At 58.8% G+C, this 25,662-nt stretch carries 21 protein-coding genes and 1 other RNA gene; 1 reads left to right on the top strand and 21 read right to left on the bottom strand.

Translation table 11 applies throughout. From position 1 onward, the window contains the following. Nucleotides 1–2 precede the first annotated feature (2 nt). The 3 genes from argJ to ACO06L_RS18855 all read right to left on the bottom strand — a co-directional run bounded on the left by argJ (nucleotide 3) and on the right by ACO06L_RS18855 (nucleotide 5,221). Nucleotides 3–1,220 (bottom strand): bifunctional glutamate N-acetyltransferase/amino-acid acetyltransferase ArgJ, encoded by a 1,218-nt coding sequence (gene argJ, locus ACO06L_RS18865; RefSeq protein WP_202347039.1) that lies wholly within the window; start codon nucleotides 1,218–1,220, stop codon nucleotides 3–5. A 127-nt stretch (nucleotides 1,221–1,347) separates the two neighbouring features. Then, nucleotides 1,348–4,086, bottom strand: a complete 2,739-nt coding sequence (gene secA / locus ACO06L_RS18860) for a preprotein translocase subunit SecA (RefSeq protein ID WP_202347038.1) — start codon at nucleotides 4,084–4,086, stop codon at nucleotides 1,348–1,350. Between the two features lie 181 nt (nucleotides 4,087–4,267). Continuing rightward, entirely contained in the window at nucleotides 4,268–5,221 is a 954-nt protein-coding gene (locus ACO06L_RS18855) for a M23 family metallopeptidase (protein ID WP_202347037.1), read from the bottom strand. A 215-nt stretch (nucleotides 5,222–5,436) separates the two neighbouring features. On the opposite strand from ACO06L_RS18855, the gene ACO06L_RS18850 reads away from it, so the two are divergent. Then, the gene (locus tag ACO06L_RS18850) at nucleotides 5,437–5,883 is read left to right on the top strand and encodes a DciA family protein (protein ID WP_202347036.1); all 447 of its coding nucleotides are present in this window, start codon (nucleotides 5,437–5,439) and stop codon (nucleotides 5,881–5,883) included. An 11-nt stretch (nucleotides 5,884–5,894) separates the two neighbouring features. Here the strand turns inward: ACO06L_RS18850 and lpxC are convergent, their stop codons facing one another. The 18 genes from lpxC to rsmI all read right to left on the bottom strand — a co-directional run bounded on the left by lpxC (nucleotide 5,895) and on the right by rsmI (nucleotide 25,587). Then, nucleotides 5,895–6,809, bottom strand: a complete 915-nt coding sequence (gene lpxC, locus ACO06L_RS18845; RefSeq protein ID WP_008176497.1) for a UDP-3-O-acyl-N-acetylglucosamine deacetylase — start codon at nucleotides 6,807–6,809, stop codon at nucleotides 5,895–5,897. Between the two features lie 212 nt (nucleotides 6,810–7,021). Then, entirely contained in the window at nucleotides 7,022–8,179 is a 1,158-nt protein-coding gene (gene ftsZ / locus ACO06L_RS18840) for a cell division protein FtsZ (RefSeq protein WP_008176500.1), read from the bottom strand. A 98-nt stretch (nucleotides 8,180–8,277) separates the two neighbouring features. Then, complete coding sequence (gene ftsA, locus ACO06L_RS18835) at nucleotides 8,278–9,513, bottom strand: cell division protein FtsA (RefSeq protein WP_008176504.1); 1,236 nt, start codon at nucleotides 9,511–9,513, stop codon at nucleotides 8,278–8,280. Nucleotides 9,514–9,549: 36 nt separating this feature from the next. After that, a complete protein-coding gene (locus ACO06L_RS18830; RefSeq protein WP_064227013.1) occupies nucleotides 9,550–10,389 on the bottom strand; it encodes a cell division protein FtsQ/DivIB in 840 nt (279 codons plus the stop codon). After that, complete coding sequence (locus tag ACO06L_RS18825) at nucleotides 10,382–11,353, bottom strand: D-alanine--D-alanine ligase (RefSeq protein ID WP_202347205.1); 972 nt, start codon at nucleotides 11,351–11,353, stop codon at nucleotides 10,382–10,384. The genes ACO06L_RS18830 and ACO06L_RS18825 overlap by 8 nt, the downstream gene beginning before the upstream one ends. Nucleotide 11,354: 1 nt before the next feature. Further along, nucleotides 11,355–12,800 (bottom strand): UDP-N-acetylmuramate--L-alanine ligase, encoded by a 1,446-nt coding sequence (gene murC, locus ACO06L_RS18820; RefSeq protein WP_064227011.1) that lies wholly within the window; start codon nucleotides 12,798–12,800, stop codon nucleotides 11,355–11,357. Next, on the bottom strand, nucleotides 12,793–13,878 hold the full coding sequence (gene murG, locus ACO06L_RS18815; protein ID WP_064227010.1) for an undecaprenyldiphospho-muramoylpentapeptide beta-N-acetylglucosaminyltransferase: 1,086 nt from the start codon (nucleotides 13,876–13,878) through the stop codon (nucleotides 12,793–12,795). The genes murC and murG overlap by 8 nt, the downstream gene beginning before the upstream one ends. Continuing rightward, nucleotides 13,871–15,070, bottom strand: a complete 1,200-nt coding sequence (gene ftsW / locus ACO06L_RS18810; RefSeq protein ID WP_202347035.1) for a putative lipid II flippase FtsW — start codon at nucleotides 15,068–15,070, stop codon at nucleotides 13,871–13,873. Before ftsW ends, murG begins: the two co-directional genes overlap by 8 nt. Continuing rightward, nucleotides 15,070–16,410 (bottom strand): UDP-N-acetylmuramoyl-L-alanine--D-glutamate ligase, encoded by a 1,341-nt coding sequence (murD, locus tag ACO06L_RS18805; RefSeq protein ID WP_202347034.1) that lies wholly within the window; start codon nucleotides 16,408–16,410, stop codon nucleotides 15,070–15,072. The genes ftsW and murD overlap by 1 nt, the downstream gene beginning before the upstream one ends. A gap of 15 nt (nucleotides 16,411–16,425) precedes the next feature. Next, nucleotides 16,426–17,511 (bottom strand): phospho-N-acetylmuramoyl-pentapeptide-transferase, encoded by a 1,086-nt coding sequence (gene mraY / locus ACO06L_RS18800; RefSeq protein ID WP_064227007.1) that lies wholly within the window; start codon nucleotides 17,509–17,511, stop codon nucleotides 16,426–16,428. Beyond that, entirely contained in the window at nucleotides 17,496–18,884 is a 1,389-nt protein-coding gene (locus ACO06L_RS18795; RefSeq protein WP_064227006.1) for a UDP-N-acetylmuramoyl-tripeptide--D-alanyl-D-alanine ligase, read from the bottom strand. The genes mraY and ACO06L_RS18795 overlap by 16 nt, the downstream gene beginning before the upstream one ends. Beyond that, nucleotides 18,881–20,365: a UDP-N-acetylmuramoyl-L-alanyl-D-glutamate--2,6-diaminopimelate ligase gene (locus tag ACO06L_RS18790; RefSeq protein ID WP_202347033.1), complete on the bottom strand. Its 1,485-nt coding sequence runs from the start codon at nucleotides 20,363–20,365 to the stop codon at nucleotides 18,881–18,883. Before ACO06L_RS18790 ends, ACO06L_RS18795 begins: the two co-directional genes overlap by 4 nt. A 4-nt stretch (nucleotides 20,366–20,369) precedes the next feature. Next, nucleotides 20,370–22,109, bottom strand: a complete 1,740-nt coding sequence (locus ACO06L_RS18785) for a peptidoglycan D,D-transpeptidase FtsI family protein (RefSeq protein ID WP_064227004.1) — start codon at nucleotides 22,107–22,109, stop codon at nucleotides 20,370–20,372. 34 nt (nucleotides 22,110–22,143) lie between these two features. After that, a complete protein-coding gene (gene ftsL, locus ACO06L_RS18780) occupies nucleotides 22,144–22,548 on the bottom strand; it encodes a cell division protein FtsL (protein WP_064227003.1) in 405 nt (134 codons plus the stop codon). Between the two features lie 2 nt (nucleotides 22,549–22,550). Beyond that, nucleotides 22,551–23,534, bottom strand: coding sequence for a 16S rRNA (cytosine(1402)-N(4))-methyltransferase RsmH (gene rsmH / locus ACO06L_RS18775; RefSeq protein ID WP_064227002.1), 984 nt, complete (start codon nucleotides 23,532–23,534; stop codon nucleotides 22,551–22,553). Beyond that, a complete protein-coding gene (gene mraZ / locus ACO06L_RS18770; protein WP_064227001.1) occupies nucleotides 23,531–23,983 on the bottom strand; it encodes a division/cell wall cluster transcriptional repressor MraZ in 453 nt (150 codons plus the stop codon). The genes rsmH and mraZ overlap by 4 nt, the downstream gene beginning before the upstream one ends. Nucleotides 23,984–24,287: 304 nt before the next feature. Next, nucleotides 24,288–24,637: RNase P RNA component class A (gene rnpB / locus ACO06L_RS18765), an RNA gene on the bottom strand. Between the two features lie 53 nt (nucleotides 24,638–24,690). Then, nucleotides 24,691–25,587: a 16S rRNA (cytidine(1402)-2'-O)-methyltransferase gene (rsmI, locus tag ACO06L_RS18760; protein WP_064227000.1), complete on the bottom strand. Its 897-nt coding sequence runs from the start codon at nucleotides 25,585–25,587 to the stop codon at nucleotides 24,691–24,693. Nucleotides 25,588–25,662: the final 75 nt, after the last annotated feature.

Raw genomic sequence — 25,662 nt, 5'->3', positions numbered from 1 at the left:
AGTCAGGTGCGGTACTCGGCGTTGATGGTGACGTAATCGTGGGAGAAGTCACAGGTCCATACCGTCTCCCGAACACCACCCCGCTTGAGATCAATGGCAATGGTGATCTCTTCCCGGTCCATCACGGCCTGTCCACGGGCTTCCGAGTAGTCATCGGCCCTGCCACCGTTGCGTACCAGGCAGACATCGCCCAGATGGATCTCCAGGGCGTTGAGGTCCAGCCCGTCGACACCGGCGCGCCCCACCGCTGCCAGGATCCGGCCCCAGTTCGGATCCGAAGCGAACAATGCAGTTTTCACCAACGGCGAATGCGCCACGGTATAGGCCACATCCAGCGCTTCCTGCTGGCTGGCTGCGCCGCTGACATCGATGGTGACAAACTTGGTTGCGCCCTCGCCGTCGCGGACGATGGCGTGGGCCAGTTCCAGATAGACCTTTTGCAGCGCCTCCCGAAGCTTCGGCAGCGACGGGCTGGACGCCGTAATCTCGGGGCCGGAGTACTGACCACTGGCCATCAGCATGCAGGCATCGTTGGTGGAGGTATCGCCATCGATGGTAATGCGGTTGAAAGATTGCTCTCCCAGCTCCGAGGCGAGCGTCTGCAGCAGCTCGGGCGCAATCCGGGCATCGGTGGCAATGAAGCCGAGCATGGTCGCCATGTTGGGACGAATCATGCCCGCGCCCTTACTGATGCCGGAGATAATCACCGTATGGCCATCGAGTTCCACCTGACAGGAGGCACCTTTGGGGCGGGTGTCCGTGGTCATGATGCCACTGGCGGCTTCAGCCCAGCGATCCCCGGCCGTGTTCGCCAACGCCTCCGGAAGGGCACCAACAATCTTCTGGACCGGCAGCGGCTCGCCAATCACCCCCGTTGAAAACGGCAGAATCTCGGCCTCCGTCACGCCCGCCTGCGTTGCCAGGGCCTGGCAGCAGGCAACCGCATCCCGCATACCCTGCTCACCGGTTCCGGCGTTGGCATTACCGGTATTGATCAGGAGGAACCTGGGCGAGGTCACGGCCAGATGGCGGCGGCTGAGGGTAACCGGAGCCGCACAGAACTGGTTCTTCGTGAAGATACCGGCAACCCGGCTTTCAGGCGCCAGTTCGAACACAACCACGTCCTTGCGCCCAGGCTTCTTGATGCCGGCGCTGGCAATACCAATCTTTACCCCGGCCACCGGGTGAAACTCAGGTAAGGTTCCCGGACCTACCGCCATTCTGCCACTCCTCTTTTCTAGGGATCGGTTCTAACGATCACAACACCCACTGGAAACGAAAAAACCCGCAGCCCACCAGTCCTGGCTGGCAGATTGCGGGTTCCGATGGTGTGATCAGTTCTCTGAATCAGCTGACCTTGCCATGACACTGCTTGTACTTCTTGCCGGACCCGCAGGGGCAGGGTTCGTTTCGGCCCACCTTGCGCTCCTGTCGAACAAAGGTTTCCGGAGTCGACTGCCGCGCTTCGTCAGCGTCGCCTTCCCCCTGACTCTGGGCCGTGGCACTGGTCTCATCGTGGCGCAGGCGCGCGCGGGCAAGCTCTTCTTCCAGCTCCTGCTTGCGACGGCGCTCGACTTCTTCCATCTCCTCACGGCTCTGGACACGCACATGCGAGAGAACGCGGGTCACATCACGCTTCATGGTATCGAGCATGGTTTCAAACAGGTTGAACGCCTCGCGCTTGTATTCCTGCTTGGGGTTCTTCTGGGCATAGCCCCGAAGGTGAATACCCCGGCGCAGATGGTCCATGTTGGAAAGATGTTCTTTCCACAGGGTATCCAGCACCTGCAGGAACACCTGCTTCTCGAACTTGCGCATGGCCTCGGAGCCGGCGATTTCTTCCTTGGCTTCGTAGGCGGCGACAATTTCGTCCAGAATCTTCTGGCGCAGGCTTTCTTCAAACAGCTTGGAGTCTTCTTCCAGCCATTTCTGAATCGGCAGATCAATCGCCATCTCGGACTGAAGCTGGGCTTCGAGACCGGCGATGTCCCACTGCTCCGGCATACTCTGGGGCGGGATGTATTCACTGATCAGCGAATCGACAACGTCTTCCCGGATGGTCTTGACCATGTCCGAAATGTCGTCGGAGGACATGACTTCGTTGCGCTGGTCATAGATGACCGTCCGCTGATCGTTGGCCACGTCGTCGTATTCCAGCAGCGTCTTCCGCATGTCAAAGTTGCGGCCTTCCACCTTGCGCTGGGATTTCTCAATGGCGTTGGTCACCATCCGGTGTTCAATGGCCTCGCCCTTCTTCATGCCCATCGCCTGCATCAGGCTCTTGACCCGGTCAGGGGCAAAGATGCGCATAAGGTTGTCTTCCAGGGAAAGGAAGAACCGTGAGGAGCCGGGGTCGCCCTGACGACCGGCACGCCCGCGAAGCTGGTTATCAATCCGGCGGGACTCGTGGCGCTCGGTACCGATGATGTGCAGGCCGCCGGCCTCAAGGACCTGATTATGGCGCTCGTTCCATTCTGCCTTGACCCGGGCAACTTCCTCTTCCGAGGGATTCTCCATGGCCGCGACTTCGTGCTCCCAGTTACCACCAAGCACGATATCGGTACCACGGCCGGCCATGTTGGTGGCGATGGTTACTGCGCCGGGCCGACCCGCCTGGGCGATGATGTGGGCTTCCGATTCGTGCTGCTTGGCGTTCAGGATCTTGTGTTCGATCCGTGCCTTCTTGAGCAGCATGGAGAGTAGCTCGGAAGCCTCGATAGACGCGGTACCCACCAGGATCGGACGCCCCTCGGCGGTGACATCCTTGATCTCGTCAATGATCGCGTGGAATTTCTCTTCCTGAGTCAGATACACCAGATCATTGTAATCGGTCCGCTGGATCGGCTTGTTGGGCGGAATAACCACCACGTCGAGGCCGTAGATCTGGCGGAATTCGAAGGCTTCGGTATCTGCCGTACCAGTCATACCGGCCAACTTGTCGTACAGCCGGAAATAGTTCTGGAAGGTGGTGGAAGCGAGCGTCTGGCTTTCGGCCTGGATCTTGACGCCTTCTTTGGCCTCAACGGCCTGGTGCAGGCCCTCGCTCCAGCGACGACCCGGCATGGTACGCCCGGTATGCTCGTCAACAATGACCACTTGGCCGCCCTGAACAATGTAGTCCACGTCTTTCTGGAACAGATGGTGGGCGCGCAGTGCGGAGTGCACGTGATGCAACAGGCTGAGGTTGGCCGCGGAATACAGGCTCTCCCCTTCTTTCAGAAGGCCACGCTCAAGCAGCAGTTCCTCAACTTTCTCGTGACCGCCTTCCGTCAGCTCGACCTGGCGGGACTTCTCGTCAATGGTGAAGTCGCCGGTAGGCTCGCCTTCTTCAGGCACTTCACCTTTCTCCAGGCTGGGAATCAGTTCATTGATGGCCTGGTAAAGCTTCGAGCTATCCTCGGCGGCACCGGAGATGATCAGCGGCGTTCTGGCTTCATCAATCAGGATCGAATCCACTTCGTCCACGATCGCGTAGTTCAGCCCCCGCTGGACCTTGTCTTCCGTGCTGAACGCCATGTTGTCGCGCAGATAGTCAAAGCCGAATTCGTTGTTGGTGCCGTAGGTGATATCCGCCTGGTATGCAGCACGCTTTTCCTCCGCCGGCTGGCCCGAGGCAACCACACCCACCTGCATTCCGAGGAAGCGATACAGCTTGCCCATCCAGTCCGCGTCACGACGGGCCAGGTAATCGTTCACGGTTACAACGTGGACGCCCTTGCCGGACAGCGCGTTGAGATACACAGAAGCGGTTGCAACCAGGGTCTTGCCCTCACCGGTTTTCATTTCCGCGATCCGGCCTTCGTGAAGGGTAATACCCCCGATCAGCTGGACATCATAATGGCGCATGCCCATAACCCGGCGGCCAGCTTCACGCACGGTGGCAAAGGCTTCGGGCAGCAGGGCGTCAAGGGATTCGCCCTCGTCGATCCGGCGACGGAACTCCGCGGTCTTGCCTTGCAATTCGGAGTCGGACAGATTGCCATACTGCTCTTCAAGCTCATTAATGCGTATGACAGCCTTACGCATTCTCTTGATTTCTCTGGCGTTTTTACTGCCGAACATCTTGGTTGCAAGCTTTGTGAACATAGACCACTGCTTCTTTGATTAAACGGAGGAAGCCGGCATTCTAACCTTATTTTGTAACAGGACAAAAGGCAGGCCTCACACAGGCGCCATAAGTCGCCGATGAGGCACCGGATTCACGGATAAAAACTGGCCGGGCGCCGAATGGCGTAGAGGTTCTGAAGGCGGGTGAGCCGGAACCGGATCAGCGGCTCGCCCGTTTGATATAGGTTTCCGGGTTTTCAGACTTGCCATTCCGGATGACTTCGAAGTGCACATGGGGGCCGGTTGAGCGCCCGGTGCTGCCCATGAGCGCCACTACCTGGCCCTTCTGGACAACATCACCCACCTTTACCTTGATAGTCTTGCAGTGGGCATAACGGGTGATCAAACCATCACCATGGTCGACTTCCACGAGGTTCCCGTAGCCATAGCGCTCCCCGGCGTAGGTCACCACACCACCGGCGACCGAGATAATATCGCTGCCATCCTTGCCGGCCAGATCAACCCCGGCATGCCAGGTGCGCTTGCCGGTAAACGGATCAGAACGGTAGCCGTACTTGGAAGACAGCCAACCCCAGGTTATCGGGCGACCTTCAAGATAAAGCTCATCCTCAAGCCGCTTGCTGGATGCCAGCTGATCCAGTAACCGCAATTGCTGTTCACGGTCCTCGATCCGCCACTCCATTTCTTCGATCATGCGAGTCAGCTCAGGCGCGGAAAAGGAATCACCGGACAAGGCGTCTTCCGGGCCACCCACAGCGGCCGGCTGATCGAAGTTGAATTCATCGCTGGCCACCAGGCCGGATTCCACAAACCTCTGCCCCAGGGCATCCAGGCGCAACAGACGGCCCTGAATCTCGCCCAGACGCAGCGTCAGCGCATCAACCTGTTGCTGGACGTTCTCTTCAATACTGGCCAGCTCCGCCTTCTGCTCTGCCAGTTTTAGCTGCCACTCGGCCACCAGCTCGGAGTTGGTGGGCTCTCTGGCCTCAACCTGCTCAACGGCCATCTGATAACCTGCCCGGCCAGCGGCGACTAGCAGGGAAAGCACTAAAAAGAGCAGGCCGACGGCAAGCGTACTGTTGATCGACAATACACGGGACTTTCCGTGGTGTTTGCCAACGAGAATAATGTTCATATCGTCATCTGGTTTCATCGTTGAGCCGCAACCGCATCCTGTAGCGTTGCGCCCCGGAAAAATCCGAAGGGGGTCTGCCATCCTTTGGCAACAGCTACATACTGAAAAAATTGCAGCGCCCGGTAGACATACTCATTTATCACAATGTAAAACGAGTGTAATACAGGCACTACGCACAAACCGTGCCGAAGTGTAACCAATCGTAAACGGAGCCGTCGAGTAAAAACGCCGCCATGAAACGGAAAAGCGAGCAAAAAATGACCTTCGACAAGCTTGGCAGAACCCCGGTACTCAAGGATCTTGTGGCAAAGGCCGAGCTGCATCGACAGGCAGAGGAGGAAGTTCTGGCAGCCCTTCCGCAGGATCTGGTCAGGGGGACACGTTTTGTCAGCTGCAAGTACGGCGAACTGATTCTGACCGCCGAAACCGCCGGCAAAGCCAGTCAAATTCGGTTTCGCCAACACGAGATCATGGAGAAACTTCGAGAGAACGAACTATTCCGGTTCGTCTGGAAACTGAAGGTCAAGGTTGCCCCGCCCAGATTCCGGGAAAAGCCGGTGTTCAAAAAAGAGCCCTTGAGCAAAGAAAATGCCCGGCTCCTCAAAGAGGAAGCCGGGCACACGAAGGATAAAGCATTACGCGAGGTTCTCGAAAAACTCGCTAGCCACGTCAGGGATTAAAGCGTCCGGCTTTAACCCGCCGCCAGCACAGGCTTCATATAGGAAATCGGGGCAGTGGCCTCATCATCAAAAGTAACCACTTCCCAGGCATCCTCTTCTGCCCTGAGCTTGCGCAACAGCTTGTTGTTCAGATCGTGGCCGGATTTGATACCGCGGAACTCACCAATCAGGCTATTGCCCAACTGATAAAGGTCACCGATGGCATCAAGCAGCTTGTGCTTCACGAATTCGTCGTCATAGCGCAGCCCGTCTTCGTTGAGAATCTTGTAGTCATCAACGACGATGGCGTTATCCACACTGCCACCAAGGGCGAGGTTCATGGCACGCAATTTTTCGATGTCACGCATGAACCCGAAGGTCCTCGCGCGGCTCACTTCCTTCACAAAGGAGGTGCTGGAAAAATCGACGGTTGCAGTCTGGGCGCGGCCTTTGAACACCGGGTGATCAAAGTCGATTCCGAAGCTGACCTTGAAGCCTTCGAATGGCAGCAGAGTCGCTTTCTTGTCACCTTCCTCAACCGTAACCTCACGCTTGATGCGGATAAAACGCTTGGCCGCATCCTGCTCGGCAATACCGGCGGATTGCAGAAGAAACACAAATGGACCGGCAGAGCCGTCCATGATGGGCACTTCCGCGGCGCTAAGCTCGACGAAACAGTTATCAATCCCGAGACCAGCCATGGCCGAGAGCAGATGCTCTACCGTCGCCACACGGACACCGTTTTTTACCAGCGTCGTGGACAGCATGGTCTCACCCACATTTTCCGCACAGGCACGAATCTCAACCATGGGGTCAAGATCGGTACGGCGGAAGATGATACCGGAGTCCACCGGGGCAGGCTTGAGGGTCAGGTAGACCTTCTCACCCGAGTGCAAGCCAACACCGGTGGCACGGATGGTGTTTTTAAGTGTCCGTTGTCTGATCATCGGTACATAATTCCGTCACAAAAAGGCGATATTCTAGGCAAAAATCTGCCCGGAGAATATCAGAAAATAAGACTGAATACCATTTAACCAATCCGTTGTTGCTGAATGTTCATCCAGCACGCAACCCATGGCAATCAGTGCACGTATTTACCGGTTTTCGGGTTCCATATTTCGTACACAAACCGGAACCGGATCACAATTGCACCAGATTATCAGTCAGCCTGCCGACGGAGGAATGCGGGAATATCGAGATAGTCGACACCCTGCTCCTCACTGTCCTTGCTCTGGTCGATGGCCACGTTTCCGTGAGAAACGGCCCGGCGACGCAGAACAGCGGGGCGGTCCAACTGGTTGTAATCGGTTTTTCCATCCAGAGTGCGGGTATTGTCCACAACCTTTGTTGGCTTCTCGCGATCACCGCCCAGGCCGGTCGCAACAACCGTTACCTTCAGTTCGTCGGTCATTTCAGGATCAATGACGGTACCGACAACAACGGTGGCAGAGTCAGAAGCAAACTCACGCACAATGTCGCCAACCTCGGAGAATTCGCCCAGGTTGAGATCCATGCCCGCGGTAATGTTGACCAGAATACCCTTGGCACCCTGCAGGTTGATGTCTTCCAGCAGCGGGCTGCGAACGGCCGCTTCGGCGGCTTCCCGCGCACGGTTTTCGCCAGTGGCGCGAGCGGTGCCCATCATCGCCATACCCATCTCGGACATGACCGTCTTCACGTCGGCAAAGTCGACGTTGATCATACCGTTGCGGGTAATCAGATCAGCGATACCCTGAACTGCGCCCAGAAGCACATCGTTGGCTGCGGCAAAAGCATCCAGCAGGCTGGTTTTCTTGCCCATAACCGCCAACAGCTTTTCATTGGGGATAGTGATCAGGGAGTCGACGCTTTCTTCCAGCTCTTTCAGGCCGGATTCGGCAACGCTCATGCGCTTCCCGCCCTCGAACATGAAAGGCTTGGTGACAACGGCAACGGTCAGAATACCCAGTTCACGGGCCACTTCCGCCACGATCGGCGCAGCACCGGTGCCGGTACCACCGCCCATGCCCGCGGTAATGAAAACCATGTCCGCGCCTTTGATGGCTTCGGCGATGCGATCACGATCCTCCAGGGCGGACTGACGACCAACCTCCGGATTGGCGCCGGCACCCAGCCCCTTGGTGATATTGCCACCGAGCTGGATGATCTGGCGCGCATCCATATCGGTCAGCGCCTGGGCATCTGTGTTGGCGCAGATGAATTCCACACCTTCGATGTCGCTGTTAAGCATATGGCGAACGGCGTTGCCGCCACCACCGCCTACACCGACGACTTTAATGACAGCGTTTTGCTGGACATTATCGACGAGTTCAAACATTTCCCCTACTCCTTCGTGCTGTTTTCAGCCCTTGTTCCAGGCTGTTTGTTCGAGATTGTGTTTTCGAGATACCTTCGTGTACTACCTGCCCGGTTCCGTCAGAAATGACCGGTAAACCAGGCTTTCATGCGCTCAAACAGCGAGGGTGCATCTTCACCCTTGAGCACCGGTGCCCGCCCCAGATCCATCTGGCGGAAACCATGAATCAACAACCCAACGCCAGTGGCGTAGATCGGATTGTTGACCACCTCCGTCATGCCGGAGACTGCCTGCGGACAGGCCAGCCTTACCGGCATGTGGAAGATCTCTTCGGCCAGTTCCACCACGCCTTCCATGGTGGAGGAACCGCCGGTTATCACGATGCCTGCCGGAATCAGATCCTCGAACCCGGACCGGCGCAATTCTGACTGCACCAGAGTGAACAGCTCCTCATAGCGCGGCTCCACCACCTCTGCCAAGGCCTGCCTGGACAGATCCCGCGGCGCGCGATCGCCAACACTGGGCACCTTGATGGTTTCATCCGCACCGGCCAGCTGGGTCAGTGCACAGGCATACTTGATCTTGATTTCTTCAGCATTCTGGGTCGGTGTGCGCAACGCCATCGCGATGTCGTTGGTCACCTGGTCGCCGGCAATCGGAATCACCGCCGTGTGTCGAATAGCGCCGCCGGTAAACACCGCAATGTCGGTGGTGCCGCCACCGATATCCACCACACAGACCCCGAGTTCCTTTTCGTCTTCGGTGAGGATGGCGTGACTGGATGCCAGCTGCTCCAGGATGATGTCATCCACCTCAAGACCACAGCGCTTCACGCACTTCTCAATGTTCTGGGCGGCATTCACCGCACAGGTCACCAGGTGCACCTTTGCTTCCAGACGCACGCCGGACATACCCATTGGTTCCTTGATGCCTTCCTGGCTGTCGATCACGAATTCCTGGGGCAAAATGTGAAGAATCTTTTGGTCCGCAGGAATCGCAACCGCCTGGGCGGCATCGATCACCCGGTCAATGTCGGCCTGGGTGACCTCACGATCACGGATGGCAACAATTCCGTGGGAGTTCAGGCTCTTGATATGGCTTCCGGCAATGCCCGCATACACCGAATGAATGCGGCACCCGGCCATCAACTCCGCCTCTTCCACCGCGCGCTGAATGGCCTGGACAGTGGTTTCAATATTTACCACCACTCCACGCTTGAGGCCCCGGGAAGGATGGGAACCAATGCCCACCACTTCGATGGTGCCGTCCATCTTGCGCTTGCCGACAATCGCAACCACCTTCGAGGTACCGATATCGAGGCCGACAATCATGTTTTCCGTTTCAACCGATGACATGTGTTCCACCAAACCGTAGGTCTGAATTAACCGTTGCTATGATTTTGGGCTGGAGGCTGTCTCAACAGCTTTCCACTTGACCGCCACACCATTGGTGTAACGGGCATCCACCCGACTGACTTCGTCCGACCTTGCTGCCAGCCGGTTTTCATAAACCGTGATAAACCGCTCGAACCGTTGTTCCACCTGGTCCCGGCCAAGCACCACTTCGATGCCATTGGCCAGTTGCAGGGTCCAGGCGCCCCGATGTTCCAGAGCCAGGCCCGAAAACCCGAGACCCCGGGCAACCAGCTTGTCACTCATGGTCCGCGCCATATTGATCACATCCCGCACTCTTTCATCGGGCCCGGCGAGTCGCGGCAACCGACCTGCAACTTCCGGATTGGACGGCGCGAACAGCTCGCCGGTCCGGCTGACCAGGCGCCCGTCGGTCCAGTAGGCCAGCGGCTTCTTCTCCCGGATGTCGATGACCAGCCGGTCCGGCCACACCCGACGCACTGCGGCGGACTCAACCCAGGGCCGGCGCTCCAGGCTCTCCTTGATTTCCGAAAGATCCGTGGCGAAATAGCTCTTGCCGATCCAGTCGCCAGCAGCGCGCTCGATGGCTACCCGGCTGTCGCCCACAAAATCGCCTTTTACATCCACCGCCAGGATCTGCTGATCCATGGCACCCAGCACCTTGCCGGTACCCCAGGGCACCAGAGCGGCCAACAGTACAATCACGGCGCCCATGCCCACCTGAAGCCAGGGCACAGCCGCCAGCACACCCTTCAACACGCCAAACCGGTCCCGCTCAGGGCCGAGGGACGTTGCCCCCCGGCGCCGCGGTGGCTCGGACGGTGTCGCCCGGCTCCGGATCAGCAGTGTCTCAAGCATCGGCGCCCTCCAGGGTGTCCTTCAGTATCCGGACCACGAGCTCCTCAAAACTGATTCCTGCCGCCCTTGCCGCCATGGGCACGAGGCTGTGGTCGGTCATCCCGGGCACGGTATTCACTTCCAGGAGCCAGAACTGGCCGTCGCTGTCCTGCATAATGTCGACCCGGCCCCAGGTCCGGCAGCCGACAACCCGGAACGCATCCAGTGCCAGGTGTTGGAGGCGAACTTCATCCTCAGGCGCCAGGCCACAGGGAATTTGATAGCGGGTGTCGTCCGCCAGGTACTTGGCGTCGTAATCGTAAAAGACGTGGTCGGTGCTGGCGCTCAGGCCAATGGCCGGAAGCGCCTGGTCCTGCAACAGACTGACGGTGAACTCCGGCCCCTCGATCCACTCCTCCACCAGTACCAGGCTGTCCAGTGCGGCCGCGGCTTCGTAGGCTTCTGCCAATTCTGCCGCGGTATACACTTTGCGGATGCCGATACTGGAGCCTTCCCGGGAAGGCTTCACGCTCAGTGGCGCCCGCAGTTCGCCGATAATCTGGTTCGCCTGGTCTGCACCGGACATGGTCCGGAACTTCGGCGTTGGCAGGCCGTAACCTTCGAGCACGTATTTCGTTCTGAGCTTGTCCATGGCCAGAGCGGAGGCCAGCACATCACTGCCGGTGTACGGAATACCTGCCTGGGCGAGAATGGCCTGCAGGGTACCGTCCTCGCCGCCCCGGCCATGCAGCGCAATGAACACCCGGTCAAAATCAGGGTTGTCAACGGTTCTCAGCAAGCAGCCGCGGACATCCATCGCAAAGGCATCCACGCCGGCCGACACCAGCGCCGCCAGCACCGCCTTGCCGCTCTTCAGGGACACTTCCCGCTCGGCGGAATCGCCGCCCATGAAGACCGCAACCCTTCCGAGCGCCCTCACGAGTTCGGGATCTGCCTGATAGGTCTGTGCTTCGGTATGATGCATATCACTCACCCGCAATCACTCCTGCGGCCGCCAGCCGCGAAGCCACACCACCGATATCGCCGGCTCCCTGGGTTATCAGAAGGTCGCCATCCTGCAGGACATTGGCCAGCAGGGATTCAATTTCACGGTTGTCCTCGACAAAGACCGGCTCCACCTGGCCACGCTGCCGAATACTGCGACACAGGGCCCGGCCGTCGGCACCCGGAATCGCCGGTTCGCCGGCGGAATAAACATCCATCAGCAGTAAGCCGTCCACCTCCGACAGCACCCGGACAAAGTCCTCATAAAGGTCACGGGTCCGGGTAAAGCGGTGCGGCTGGTAAAGCATGACCAGACGACGATCCGGCCAGGCATCGTGTGCCGCGCGAATAACTGCCTCCACTTCCGTCGGGTGATGCCCGTAATCGTCTACCAACGTCACCGTGCCCTTGGGTGTCTTGTAATCGCCGTAAACCTGGAACCGGCGCCCGACCCCGGCAAAGCCAGCCAGTCCGCGACAGATCGCATCATCGGCAACGCCCTCGTCTGTGGCCACGGCAATAGCCGCCAGCGCGTTCAGTACATTGTGTCGGCCCGGCATTTTCAGCTCGACTGTCAGATCACTACGACCGGCCGGACGCTTCACCACAAAGTGGGTCCGCAAACCATCGGAATTGATGCTCTCGGCCCGGTAATCCGCCTCCGGGTTTTCGATGCCGTAGGTAATAATCGCCCGGGAAATCCGGGGAATAATCTCCTGAACGTAACCATCATCCACACACATCACCGCAACACCGTAAAACGGCAGGTTGTGCAGGAAATCCACGAAGGTCTGCTTCAGTTTCTCGACATCGCCGCCGTAGGTGTCCATGTGGTCCGCTTCGATGTTGGTCACCACTGAAATCACCGGCGTCAGGTGCAGGAAAGACGCATCGCTCTCATCGGCCTCTGCCACCAGATAGCGGGACCCTCCCAGTTGGGCATTGGTGCCGGCACTGTTCAGCTTGCCGCCAATCACGAAGGTCGGGTCCAGACCCGCCTCGCCCAGAATGGATGCAATCAGGCTGGTGGTCGTGGTCTTGCCATGGGTTCCGGCCACCGCGATGCCGTGCCGGTAGCGCATGATTTCCGCAAGCATTTCTGCCCTGGGGACGATCGGCACCCGGCGACTGCGAGCGGCCATGACTTCCGGGTTTTCCGCCGATACCGCTGAAGAAACCACAACAACATCAGCACTGGCGCTGTTCTCTTCCCGGTGGCCGATCTGGACTTCAACGCCCATCGCTTTGAGGCGATCCGTCACAGCCCCCTCTTTGAGATCCGATCCGGAAACGTCGTAGCCCTGGTTCTTGAGAACCTCGGCGATGCCGCTCATCCCTGCACCACCAATCCCCACAAAGTGGATGTGACGGATCCGGCGCATTTCAGGCACCTGATAGACCAGGGGTGGATTGGTTGCATCAGCCATTGGCGGCCTCCAGACAGTAATTCACGACTCTCTCCGTTGCATCAGGGCGGGCCAGCGTTCGCGCGGCCTTCGCCATATCAGTTACCCGGCTGCGATCCCGGGCCAGATCGCCCAGGGTTTCCGCCAGCACCGCCGGGGTCATCTTTGATTGGGGGATCAGGATGGCCGCTTTTGCCGTCACCATCTGTTGACCGTTTTTCGTCTGGTGGTCATCCACGGCGTGGGGAAACGGCACCAGTACCGCTCCGATGCCTGCCGCACACAATTCGGAAACCGTCAGCGCACCGGCCCGACATAGCACCAGGTCTGCCCATTGATAGGCTTCGGCCATGTCCTTGATAAACGGCTCCACGTTGGCTTCAACCCCGTGTTGCTCATAGGCCTGCCGGGCCGCATCTGCGTGACGTTCACCGCACTGGTGGCGAACCAAGGGTCGATCAGCTTCCGGCAACATGGCCAGCGCCTCGGGCAGCTGCTCGTTGAAAACCTGGGCGCCAAGACTGCCGCCAATCACCAACAACCTCAGGGCACCTTCGCGCCCTGCCAGCCGCTGTTCGGGCACCGGCAGGGCCGCGAGATCCTCGCGAACCGGATTGCCGGTGCAGCGGGTGACGACTTTCGGCCCGAAGCTGCCCGGGAACGCCTCCAGCACGGTTTCTGCAAATCTCACCAGAATCCGGTTGGTCATGCCGGCAATGGCGTTTTGCTCATGAATCACCAGCGGTGTCCGGCTCAGCCAGGCGGCCACGCCACCGGGCCCGGTGACGAACCCACCCATACCCACGACACAATCCGGGCGGATCCGTCGCAGGATGGTGAACGCCTCGCCCAGTGCCCGCATCAGACGAAACGGCGCCAGCACCAGAGCAAGCTTGCCCTTGCCCCGCAAACCGGAAATATGAATCAGTGACAGTGGAATGTCGGTTTCCCCGATCAGCCTCTGCTCCATGCCACCACTGGCGCCAAGCCAGTACACCTGGTGACCACGAGCCTCAAGTGCCCGTGCCGTCGCCAGGGCCGGGAACACGTGCCCGCCGGTACCGCCGGCCATCATCAGGAAGCGACGCTGTTCAGTCATACACCGCACCTCCCCGCGTCTTCGGACCGGTTTTCTCTCGGGCCAGCTTTTCCTGATCCAGGCGCTCCATCTCCACACGGGCAAGCACGCCAATGCAGATACAGGTAATCATCAAACTGGATCCACCGTAGCTCACCAGCGGCAGAGTCAACCCCTTGGTGGGCAGAAGCCCGGTGCTGACCGCCATGTTTATCCCTGCCTGCAAGCCGATCAGCAGGGTCAGCCCATAGGCGAAACAGGCGCCGAACGGCATATCCGCCTTCTCGGCCCGGCGGGCAATGACGAACCCGGTCACCACCAGCAGGGTGAACAGACTAAGTACCAACAAGGATCCCAGGAGACCGAATTCCTCGGCGATAATGGCGAAGATGAAGTCGGTGTGGGCCTCTGGCAGATAGAACAGCTTCTGGATGGAATTGCCCAGTCCTACACCGCCCCAGTCCCCGCGACCAAACGCGATCAGCGACTGGGTCAACTGGTAACCACTGTCGAACTGGTCTTTCCAGGGGTCGAGATAGCTGACGACCCGCTTCAGACGGTAGGGCTGGGTAACGATCAGAATGGCACCAAGAACCACCAGTGTACCGATCAGGGGTACAAACCGGCTAAGCCGCACACCGCTCAGGAAGATCATGCCTGCCGCTGCTGTCACCAGGACCACAGTGGCACCAAAGTCCGGCTGGATGACCAGCAGAACCGAGGCCAGACCAAGAACAACCAGTGGCTTGAGGAAGCCGGACCAGGTATTGAGCAGTTCGTTCCGGCGACGGACCACGTAACCTGCCAGGTAAGCAATCAGGCAGAGTTTTGCCACTTCCGACACCTGGACGTTGAACAGACCAAACGGGATCCAGCGGGTGGAGCCGTTAACGGTACGTCCCAGAGGCGTAAGTACCAGAACAAGAGCTAGCAGCCCGATGCCCAGGAGCAGCCAGCCACTGCGCTCCCACCAGGCTACCGGAACGTTGACGGCGACCAGCGCCAGCAGGCAACCAAGACCGGCAAACATCAGCTGGCGAATCACATAGTGGTAGCTGTTACCCATGGTTTCAGCAGCCATATCCATGGATGCCGAGGAAATCATGACAACGCCCATCACCAGCAAGGCGACCGAACTGATCACCAGCATGGGCAGAGGCTGGACTTCACCAAGCCATTGATTCCGGTTCCGGAGGGAAAGATCTGCGTGCATCACAGGGCCTCCACCAGAGAACGGAACTGGTCACCGCGATCGAGATAATCACGGAACATGTCAAAGCTCGCGCAGGCCGGCGAAAGCAATACCCGATCCCCGGGCACCGCCAGCTCAGCGGAACGGTCGACCGCCTCGGCGAGGCTACCCATGCGATGAACTGGGATACCGCTGCCCAGCACATCGGCGATGGCCGGCGCATCGCGACCAATCAACAGCACAGCCCGGCAATACAGGGCTATGGGCGCTTCCAGAGCGGTGAAATCGGCACCTTTGCCGTCACCACCCGCGATCAACACGACTTTGCCATTGTCCGGTGCAAGGCTTTCAATGGCGGCCACTGTGGCTCCGACATTGGTGCCCTTGGAATCATTGATGAAATCCACGTCGTTCAGGCGGCGCACAAACTCGCAGCGATGCGGCAGCCCTGGAAATTCACGGGCAACCGTCAGCATCACATCCATGGGCAGCCCGGCGGCATGGCCAAGTGCCAGAGCGGCCATCACGTTGCTGATATTGTGATGCCCCATCAGCTTCAGCTCGCTGGCCAACAGAAGGTTATCGAAACCAAAGGTAATCCAGGTGCCCTGGTCATCGTCCCGGGTGCTGAAGGTTTCCGGGTTCACCCGGTGAAAACCGAAACACAGGAACCTCAGGTTGTCCCGTGCCATGGGGGTGCTAAGGGCGTCGTCCAGATTAACAATGGCGTTCTTGCAGCCCCGGAAAATCCGCTGTTTGGCCTGGAAATAGGCCATCTTGTTCGGGTAACGGTCCATGTGATCGTCGCTGACGTTCAGTACCGTCGCCGCCAGAGCATTCAGTTCATCGGTGGTTTCCAGCTGGAAACTCGACAGCTCGAGTACATACAGGTCGGCGCCCTGACCCAGAAGATCCAGCGCCGGTGTGCCGATGTTGCCGCCGACAGCAACTTTCCGGCCCGCGGCTTTCGCCATTTCACCCACCAGGGTGGTAACGGTGGTTTTACCGTTGGAGCCCGTAATGGCGACTATGGGCGCATCAGCAGCCTCGGCGAACAGATCAATGTCACCGCGGATTCTTGCTCCCTGGCGTGCGGCGGCTGCAATGGCAGGCTCCGCGATGCTGATCCCGGGGCTCACCACCAACTCGTTGAAACCGGCAAACAGTTCTTTGTCAAAGGTGCCCAGATGGACCGGAATATCCGGCCAGCCTGCCTTAAGCTGATCAAGGCCCGGAGGAGCCGTGCGGCTATCGGCCACAGCTACGTCCCGCCCCTGTTCGGACAGATAGCGCACGCAGGAAAGCCCGGTTTTACCGAGCCCTACGACCAGTGTGCGACGATCCGAAACAATGACACTCATAGTTGCAGCGTTTTCCTATCTCAGTTTCAGACTGGCGATGCCAATCAGGACCAGAACGACGGTGATAACCCAGAACCGGACAATCACTCTCGGCTCCGGCCAGCCTTTCAATTCAAAGTGGTGGTGCAGCGGCGCCATGCGGAAGATCCGTCGGCCGGTCAGGCGGAACGACGCAACCTGCAGGATCACCGATATGGTCTCCATCACGAACACCCCGCCCATGATGAACAGGACAATTTCCTGGCGAACAATAACCGCGACCACACCCAGAGCTGCGCCAAGGGCCAGAGCGCCCACATCCCCCATGAATACCTGGGCCGGGTAGGTGTTGAACCAGAGGAAACCAAGTCCGGCTCCGACGAGGGCACCGCAGAAAACGATAAGCTCACCGGTGCCCGGAAGATGCGGGATCAGCAGGTAGTTGGCGAACTGGGCGTGCCCGGACAGGTACGCGAAGATGCCGAGTGCGCCGGCCACCATGACCGTGGGCATGATGGCGAGCCCATCCAGACCGTCAGTAAGGTTGACCGCGTTGCTGCTACCAACAATGACGAAGTAGCTGAGCAGGATGAACAATACCGGGCCAAGGGTGAGGGACACCTGCTTTACAAACGGCACGTACAGAGAGGTCTCCTGCGGCAACGCCGAGCTGAAGAACAGCACCACCGCCGCCGTGGCGCCAATGACGGACTGCCAGAAGTATTTCCAGCGGCCCGGCAGACCTCTCGGGTTGCGCTCCACCACCTTCCGATAGTCGTCGACCCAGCCGATCGCACCGAACAGAAGCGTCACCAGGAGGGTAACCCAGACATAGCGGTTACCAAGGTCGGCCCAGAGCAGCGTACTGATACCGATGGCCACCAGGATCAGCGCGCCACCCATGGTCGGCGTGCCGGCTTTGCTGAGATGGGTTTGGGGACCGTCATCCCTTACCGCCTGGCCAATCTGGTACTGGCTCAGCTTGCGGATCATCACCGGGCCAATGATCAGCGAAATCAGCAACGCGGTGAGTGTGCCCAGGATTCCACGCAGGGTCAGGTACTGAAACACCGTCAGTGCCGAGAAATACTGTGATAGGACCTCTGTCAGCCAGAGCAGCATGAGTTATTCACCTTTTCTTTAATTCCCTCCACCACACGCTCCATGGCGGAACTCCGAGAACCCTTGACCAACACTGTCAACGGTGTGTTTTTATCTCCAACAGCCGATTCAACGGCCTGCTCATGGCTCAGCCCAAGCTCCGTGGACTCTCCAAACCCGTCGGCATAACCTTCACAACCCGGGCCCACAGTGATCAGTCGGTCAATACCGCGCTCCCTCGCGCACTCTCCGACCTCCCGATGCAATGCCCCTGCCTCAGCGCCAAGCTCTGCCATGGCGCCAAGTACCGCAATCTTCTGCCCCTCGCGCCGGGCCAGAACCCCGAGCGCGGCTTTCATGGACGACGGGTTGGCGTTGTAACTGTCGTCAATCAACGTCAGTTCCGGCGACAGCTTCAGAACCTGAAGCCGCCCTTTCACCGGCGCAACACTGGCCAACCCGACAGCAATCGCCTGATCACTGGCACCCAGCTCGCGGGTGGCAGCAATGGCCAGCAGCATGTTGGTGATGTTGTGATCGCCTTCCAGTCCCAGTGTCACCCGGCACTGCCAGCCATCCGGCCCGCTCACCTGAATGGTTCTGGTTCCGGCGTCCTGGTTTTCGATGACCGCGTGATAATCCGCTTCGGCACCAAGACGGCTGACTCCGGCGACACGGCGGGCGCCGGCACGGGTTCGCCACTGCTCAAAAGCCGGGTCGTCGCGGTTGAGCACCATCAGCCCATCTGCCGCGACGCCATCAATGATTTCGCCCTTGGCCAGAACAATATTCTCGTAACTGCCAAACCCTTCCAGATGGGCTTCGCCAGCATTCGTGAGAATGGCTACGCGGGGCTTCGCCAGGGAAACGGTATGGGCAATTTCACCCAGCCCGCTGGCACCCAGTTCAATCACGCCATACTGGTGTTCCGGAGAGAGGCCGAACAGCGTAAGCGGCACACCGATGTGATTGTTCAGGTTGCCTTTTGTCGAAAGCGTCTTGCCCATCTGCGAGAGAATGGCGGCGCACATCTCCTTGACCGTGGTCTTGCCACTGCTACCGGTGATCGCAAGAATGCCGGCTTTGCTTTCTTCACGGTTGCCCGCCGCGAGCCGGGCCAGGGCCTCCAGCGTGTCGCCTACCACCAGCTGGGGCAGATCAATTCTGCTGTCAGGCGTGTCAACCACCAGGCCAACTGCGCCCTTGTCCTGCGCCTGTTGCAGGAACCGGTGGCCATCAAAATTTTCGCCTCGCAGGGCCACGAACAGCTGCCCTTGCTCCAGAGTACGGGTATCGGTGGAAACCCCGTTGAAGCTCACTGACGCAGGATTGCCCGAAGTGCACTCGGCACCCAGCCAGCTCCTGGCTTCTGCCAGCGAAAAGGCGCGCATCATGCCACACCCCCATTGAGTTTCAAGACGTGGCGAACCTGCTCGGCATCGCTGAACGGGTATCTCTGGCCGGCGATTTCCTGGTAAGCCTCGTGCCCTTTCCCTGCAATCAGAACGAGGTCGTTCGGAGTGGCCGAACGGATCGTCGACAGGATGGCCTCGGCCCGGTCATGAATGACCGTCACCTTTGCTGAATCCGAGAATCCGGCAAGAATATCCTGCGCAATTACTTTGGGATCTTCACTTCGGGGATTGTCGTCCGTCACCACTACGCGATCCGCAAGCTTCTCGGCTTCCCGAGCCATGTCCGGACGCTTGCCGGAATCGCGGTCACCGCCGCAGCCAAATACACAAATCAGCTCACCAGTCACATGCGGTCGCAGAGCTGCCAGGGCATTCGCCAGGGCATCCGGGGTATGGGCGTAATCGACCACCACTCTGACACCATTGGCGCCACCGAATCTTTCGAGTCTGCCAGGGGGCGGTGTGAGTCGGCCGGTGGCCTGCTGAACACGCTCTACCGGAACACCGAGTGTGAGTACTGTCGCCATCGCCGCCAAAACATTGCTCGCGTTGAAGCTGCCCATCAGGGGAACGGCGATAGCAAACCTGCCCCACTCGCCATCCACGTCAGCTTCAAAGCCCTCGTCGGTTGGCCGGAACTCACGCAACCAGAGTTCAGTCTGTGCCTCGTGAAGGCTGTACCGCACGCGATCACATTTGCCGTCCAGCTGTTCGAAGAGTTGCCGGCCGAAAGGATCGTCAAAATTGATCACTGAAAAGTGCAGCTCCTCTCGCTCGAACAACCGGGCCTTGGCTGCGCCGTATGCTTCCATGGAGCCGTGGTAGTCGAGATGGTCCCGGGTCAGATTGGTAAACACGGCCCCGGTCATGGAGATGTTGTCCACCCGGCCCTGATCCAGTGCGTGGGAGGACACTTCCATCACAGCAGCGCGACCTTCCTGCTTCACGATCCGGGACAGGACCCGGTTAACCTGAACCGCATCCGGCGTGGTGTGAGTTGCTGGTTGAAGCGCACCGGGCATGCCATACCCCAAAGTGCCCAGGATGCCGCAGGGGGTCCCCGTTTCTTTAAGCAGCTGCGCCACATACTGGCAGACCGACGTCTTGCCATTGGTCCCGGTCACACCAATCAGGCGGAGCCGTTGCGAAGGATGCTCAAAGAACCGGTCCGCAATTCGGCCCACCAGGCTTCGCAGGCCGGCAACGGGCACAATCAGGGCGCCATGGTGTTCAGTGCACTCGCCGGCCTGTTCGGCTTCGAGGAGAATAACCGTCGCGCCAGCCTCAATGGCCTTATCGACATAAAAATCGGCAGGCGTTCGGGCACCCGACAGGGCTATAAACGCATCGCCGGAGGCGACCTCGCGACTGTCGGTTTTCAGACCGTGAATGGTCACATCGAACACCGACGGAACCGCTACAATGCCTTGCAATAACGTGCTGAGAGATGTGATGCACATAGGCCTACCCTCGCTCTCCGGATGCAGACGAAGCCATTTCGGCCTCGCCTACTTCCAGTTCAGGCTTCACATTCAACAGTCGCAGTGCGTCACTCATCACCCGTGAGAATACCGGCGCAGCAACCTCGCCACCGTAATATTCTCCGGACTGCGGCGCATCAACGGCCACAACCGTAACCAGTCTGGGATTATCAATAGGCGCCATACCGGCAAAAATCGCCTTGTACTGGCTGTCTTCGTAACCCTGGGCACCAACAAGATGAACTGTCCCGGTTTTGCCGCCGGCCGAGTAGAATCCCGGCTGTGCACGTTTGCCAGTCCCCCTCGAAACCGCCTCGCGCAACATATTGCGAACCTGATGGGTTACCTGCTCCGAAAGCACCCGCTGACCCTCCGGCTTCTCATCCTGCCGGACCAGACTCAGTGGATAGCGCACACCACCGTTGGCGATCACCATATAGGCTTGAGCCAGTTGCAGGGCGTTCACGCTCATACCGTACCCGTAAGACAGCGTTGCCTCTTCCACGGGGCGCCACTTGGGTGGAGAGGGCAACACACCCACCGCTTCGCCCGGGAAGCCGATACCGGTTGGCTGCCCTAGCCCGAGACGGGCGTATAGATCGCGGATCACATCGCCACCGAGATCGGTGGCAATTCGACTGATTCCGACGTTGCTGGACTTGACGATGATCTCAGCCATATCCATCACGCCATAGTTGCGATGATCCCGGATGGTAAAACGGCCAAAACGGCGAAAACCGGGACTGGTATCGATAGTGCTGTTAACCGAATAGCTGCCGGACTCCAGTGCAGCCGCCATGGTGATCGGCTTCATGGTTGAGCCGGGCTCGAACAGATCGGTAATGGCCTTGTTCCGGAGATTCTCAGCGGCTAGCTGACTGCGGTCATTGGGGTTGTAGGACCCCTGATTGACCATTGCCAGAACCTCACCGGTATCCACGTCGAGCATGACCAGTGTGCCCCCTCTGGCATTATGAGCCGCCACAACAGCTTTGAGTTCCCGGTAGGCGAGGTACTGGAGGCGCAAATCAATGCTGAGCGCGAGATTTTGACCAGGGCTGGCATCGCGAATCAGGGTCAGATCCTTGATGATACGACCTCGATTATCTTTCAGAACGCGCTTGCGGCCGGTTTCACCAGACAGCCACTGGTTATACGCCAGTTCGATTCCTTCCTGGCCACGCTCATCGATATCCGTGAAACCCACAACGTGAGCGGTCACTTCGCCCGCGGGGTAATAGCGACGGTATTCCTGACGGGTGTATATCCCATCGATCTCCAGATCCAGAACCTTTCTGGCCAGATCCGGCTGAATCTTGCGGCGCAGGTAAATGAACTCCCGACCGGAGTATTCTTTGAGTCGCTGCCGGAGGGAGGCCTCGTTGATGTCCAGAAGACGCGCGAGGTTGGTCAGACGTGCCTCGGAAGGGTCAGCCTCTGACGGATTGGCCCAGATGGTCTGTACTGGCGTGCTGACGGCCAGCGGCTCGTCATAACGATCGGTGACAACACCACGGTGAGCATCAATACTCTCAACCCGGATGGTCCGGACATCACCCTGCTTGCGCAGGAAATCGTTATCCACGACGTGGAGGTCGACCAGGCGCCAGCCAAGCACACCCACGACCAGGAGAAAGACGCCCACAACGGAGCCAAAACGCCAGGCTGCCAGCCCGGACGCCAAACGCTGCCCCCATGTTGTCTTCTTTCCCTGATCGGACACGTCGATCACCCTGAATCGTTGTTGTTTTCGTTTATTATCGGTTTGCAACCGGCGACATCAGCGGTACCAGCACGATATCCTGACGCCCGGGCACTACCATGCTAAAACGCTCAGCCGCCAGCTTTTCGACTCGACCGTGGGCGCTAAGCGCACTCTGTTCAAGCAGCAGCTGACTCCATTCACTTTGATAGCGGTCGCGCTCGGACTGAAGCTGCGAAAGGGTATTAAATAGTTCCCGGTTCTCGTGGGCACTCACTACCACGCCGATGGAGGAAGCCAGCAACACGGCAACCAGCCCGAGCGAGACCAGCACTTTGCCTTGCTTCGTAGCGGCGAATACCTGCCTGGAAATCCGGACTGCGGTTGCAACGCCGTCGCGGACCTTCTGCTTGTTGAGCTTCGCCGTTTTTACCGGCTCTTCAATAGCTACCGCGCCCATGGTTACGCGCTCCCCTGCGAGTTTTTCCTGAGATCTGTGCGTTCCAGCACCCGCATGACTGCGCTGCGGGCACGTACGTTGTCACTTACTTCGTCAGCTCCGGCCTTACTGGCCTTACCAACCAGACGGAAGTCCGAGGCCTCCTGCTCTGCCGTTACCGGAACACCTTTAGGCAACTGCGGCCCGCGGGCCAGATCCCTCATGAACCGCTTGACCAACCGGTCTTCCAGCGAATGGAAGCTGATGACCACCAGGCGCCCTCCCGGGGCAAGGTGATCAACAGCAGACTGAAGACCCACTTCCAGATCCTCCAGCTCCCGGTTGATAAAGATCCGGATTGCCTGAAAGGTCCGGGTGGCCGGATGCTTGTGCTTTTCTTTCTTGGGCACCGCCTCGCTGACCAGCTCAGCCAACTGGCGAGTGGTTTCGACGGGCGCTTCCTGGCGACGCTCGACCAGGAGCCGGGCAATGCGCCGGGAGAACCGCTCCTCGCCATAGCGGAAGATCACATTCGCGATATCCGACTCCTCCGCCGTTGCGAGCCACTCCGCCGCACTGGGCGATTGCTCAGTATTCATGCGCATGTCCAGCGGCCCATCGCGCATGAAACTGAAACCACGGGAGGCATCATCAAGCTGCGGCGATGACACGCCGAGATCCAGCAAAACGCCGTTAACTGTCTGCCAATCCTGACCGACTAACGCGGTGCCGAGCTCCGCAAAGGAGCCATGAAAGCAATGGAAGCGGCTATCCTGGGCTTCCAGCTCTCTTGCCTCGCGGATAGCTTCGGGATCCTTGTCAATTCCAAGGAGCTGCCCCGACTTTCCGAGACGGCCCAGGATCAGGCGACTGTGGCCACCCCGTCCGAAGGTGCCATCCACGTAATAGCCATCGGGGTCGCTGACCAGATAGTCGACCGCCGAATCCAGGAGTACCGAGCGATGCGAGTACGCCGCCCCGGCCTCCTGACTGCGATCGGAGGTCATAAGGACAGCGCCTCCATCTCGGGCGGCATCTCTTCATCATCAGAGGACTCATCCAGCCAGGCGAACCAGCGCTCTTCGCTCCAGAGCTCAAGCTTCTTGCCCTGCCCGATCAGCATCAGTTTTTTCTCCAGATGGGCATAACTTCTCAGAGTTGGAGGAATCAGGATGCGCCCGGCAGAGTCCAGCTCCATGGGTGCAGCATTACCCAGAATCAGCCGTTGCAGGCGCCGGGCCGCCTTGTTCATGTTCGGAAGCGCCTCGATTTTGGGCCGCAGAACCTCCCATTCAGGTTCGGGATAAAGCAGCAGGCACCGCTCCTCGTCAGCGTTTGCAGTCAATACAATGCGCCCACCACAGGCCTGCGCGAGCTCTTCGCGCACCTTGGCGGGGATCGCCAGGCGACCCTTCGCATCCATATTGATGGCATGACTGCCGAGAAAATTACTCATTTACGCTGTCTCTGGGTGCCTGATATCCACAAAAAACCACTAGAATCCACTTTTTCCCACTTCTGCACACTATAGAAACACGCAATACACAATGCAAGCGCCGCAAACAGCGCCACACTTGGAAAACTTCCTTTTATGACAAGAGGTTACAGAGCCAGATTCGATGAAATGGTGAGATTACGGAAAAGAAAAGAAGTAAAATCAAATACCTGCAAAAAACTCTGAAGACTGCAAGTGAGGTTTAAGATTTTTTGGCTATAAAGAACGCCTGTTGAGAATGACAGACATTTCAGGAAGGGAAAAAAAAGCGAGCTCGCCGATAAGCCGGGTTCTGTCTTGGACAGTCATTCATCTAGGGTCTGCGTCACCACAGACCTCAAGCAACCTACCCGAATCCAGCGCGGGCCACGCCATTGGATTCCTATTTGGTCTTGCTCCAGGTGGGGTTTACCATCGCCGTGGACTGTTGCCAGCCACGCGGTGCGCTCTTACCGCACCGTTTCACCCTTACCGGCGCCCGAAGGCGCTTAGGCGGTATACTTTCTGTTGCACTTTCCGTCGGCTCGCGCCGCCCAGGCGTTACCTGGCACCTTGCCCTATGGAGCCCGGACTTTCCTCCCCCGGAAAACCGGCGGCGACTGTCTGGCGAGCTCGGGCGAGACAATACTCCTGCGCCCATGGCCTTGCAAGGGAAACTGCCACGGTGTTCAGCCATCCTTCAGCTCCAGAGCCCGCTGGTAAAGCTCATTTTTCGATAACCCGGTCAACTCGGCAGCCATTTTGGCGACCTTCTTGACCGGCAGCTCAGCCAGCAAAACACGAAGCACCCGGTCCACATCCATAGTAGCTTCCTTACTGTTACCCGGCTGGGCCATCGCACCCCGAACCATAACCACGAACTCGCCGCGGCTTCCGTGAGGGTCTCGCTCCAACTCTGCCAGAACCTCTGCCACTGAACCGGAATAGAAGGTTTCGAAGGTCTTGGTAATCTCGCGACCAAGGACAATCTCTCGATCGGATCCCAACACCTCACCGATATCACGCACCGATTCCAGGATTCGATGAGGCGATTCGTAAAAAACCAGAGTCGCTACTTCACTGCTCAGCAAGTCCAGGCTGGCTTTGCGACCAGAGCGTTTCGCCGGCAGAAACCCCACGTAAAGAAATCGGTCCGTCGGCAGGCCGGCAGCACTCAATGCCGCCACCAGGGCACAGGGCCCCGGGATCGGGCTGACTCTGTGCCCGGCCGCCCTGGCCTCACGCACCAGAACATAACCGGGATCCGAAATCAGCGGCGTACCGGCATCGGAGATCAGAGCCACATCACGTCCGGCCTGAAGTTCAGCCAGAATACCGGCAGCGCGATCCTTTTCGTTGTGATCATGGAGCGCGATCATTCGCTTCTGTATACCCAAATGACTCAGCAGCCGACCACTGTGCCGCGTATCCTCGGCAGCCACCACATCCACACTGGCCAGCGTCCGGGTTGCCCGTGGAGACAGATCGTCAAGATTGCCGATGGGCGTGGCAACGACATAAAGCGTGCCACCCGACTCACCCTTGCGGCTATCTGACGACGGGAAATCGCTGACCTCGTTTTTCAAAGCTTCTGCCTCTCTTGTGGGGAGTCCGGGACCGTGACAGTTACGTCATGTGAATTAACCCCGGAGCTGTTAAAC

The sequence above is a fragment of the Marinobacter sp. genome (assembly GCF_965229985.1).
GTDB lineage: Bacteria > Pseudomonadota > Gammaproteobacteria > Pseudomonadales > Oleiphilaceae > Marinobacter.
Note: the sequence above shows the minus strand (reverse complement) of the source record. Positions and strands in the feature narration are given on the sequence as shown.

Coding starts and splice junctions, on each gene's coding strand:
- argJ (WP_202347039.1), bottom strand. CDS start 1,220: ATGGCGGTAGGTCCGGGAACCTTACCTGAGTTTCACCCGGTGGCCGGG.
- secA (WP_202347038.1), bottom strand. CDS start 4,086: ATGTTCACAAAGCTTGCAACCAAGATGTTCGGCAGTAAAAACGCCAGA.
- ACO06L_RS18855 (WP_202347037.1), bottom strand. CDS start 5,221: ATGAAACCAGATGACGATATGAACATTATTCTCGTTGGCAAACACCAC.
- ACO06L_RS18850 (WP_202347036.1), top strand. CDS start 5,437: ATGAAACGGAAAAGCGAGCAAAAAATGACCTTCGACAAGCTTGGCAGA.
- lpxC (WP_008176497.1), bottom strand. CDS start 6,809: ATGATCAGACAACGGACACTTAAAAACACCATCCGTGCCACCGGTGTT.
- ftsZ (WP_008176500.1), bottom strand. CDS start 8,179: ATGTTTGAACTCGTCGATAATGTCCAGCAAAACGCTGTCATTAAAGTC.
- ftsA (WP_008176504.1), bottom strand. CDS start 9,513: ATGTCATCGGTTGAAACGGAAAACATGATTGTCGGCCTCGATATCGGT.
- ACO06L_RS18830 (WP_064227013.1), bottom strand. CDS start 10,389: ATGCTTGAGACACTGCTGATCCGGAGCCGGGCGACACCGTCCGAGCCA.
- ACO06L_RS18825 (WP_202347205.1), bottom strand. CDS start 11,353: ATGCATCATACCGAAGCACAGACCTATCAGGCAGATCCCGAACTCGTG.
- murC (WP_064227011.1), bottom strand. CDS start 12,800: ATGGCTGATGCAACCAATCCACCCCTGGTCTATCAGGTGCCTGAAATG.
- murG (WP_064227010.1), bottom strand. CDS start 13,878: ATGACTGAACAGCGTCGCTTCCTGATGATGGCCGGCGGTACCGGCGGG.
- ftsW (WP_202347035.1), bottom strand. CDS start 15,070: ATGCACGCAGATCTTTCCCTCCGGAACCGGAATCAATGGCTTGGTGAA.
- murD (WP_202347034.1), bottom strand. CDS start 16,410: ATGAGTGTCATTGTTTCGGATCGTCGCACACTGGTCGTAGGGCTCGGT.
- mraY (WP_064227007.1), bottom strand. CDS start 17,511: ATGCTGCTCTGGCTGACAGAGGTCCTATCACAGTATTTCTCGGCACTG.
- ACO06L_RS18795 (WP_064227006.1), bottom strand. CDS start 18,884: ATGATGCGCGCCTTTTCGCTGGCAGAAGCCAGGAGCTGGCTGGGTGCC.
- ACO06L_RS18790 (WP_202347033.1), bottom strand. CDS start 20,365: ATGTGCATCACATCTCTCAGCACGTTATTGCAAGGCATTGTAGCGGTT.
- ftsL (WP_064227003.1), bottom strand. CDS start 22,548: ATGGGCGCGGTAGCTATTGAAGAGCCGGTAAAAACGGCGAAGCTCAAC.
- rsmH (WP_064227002.1), bottom strand. CDS start 23,534: ATGACCTCCGATCGCAGTCAGGAGGCCGGGGCGGCGTACTCGCATCGC.
- mraZ (WP_064227001.1), bottom strand. CDS start 23,983: ATGAGTAATTTTCTCGGCAGTCATGCCATCAATATGGATGCGAAGGGT.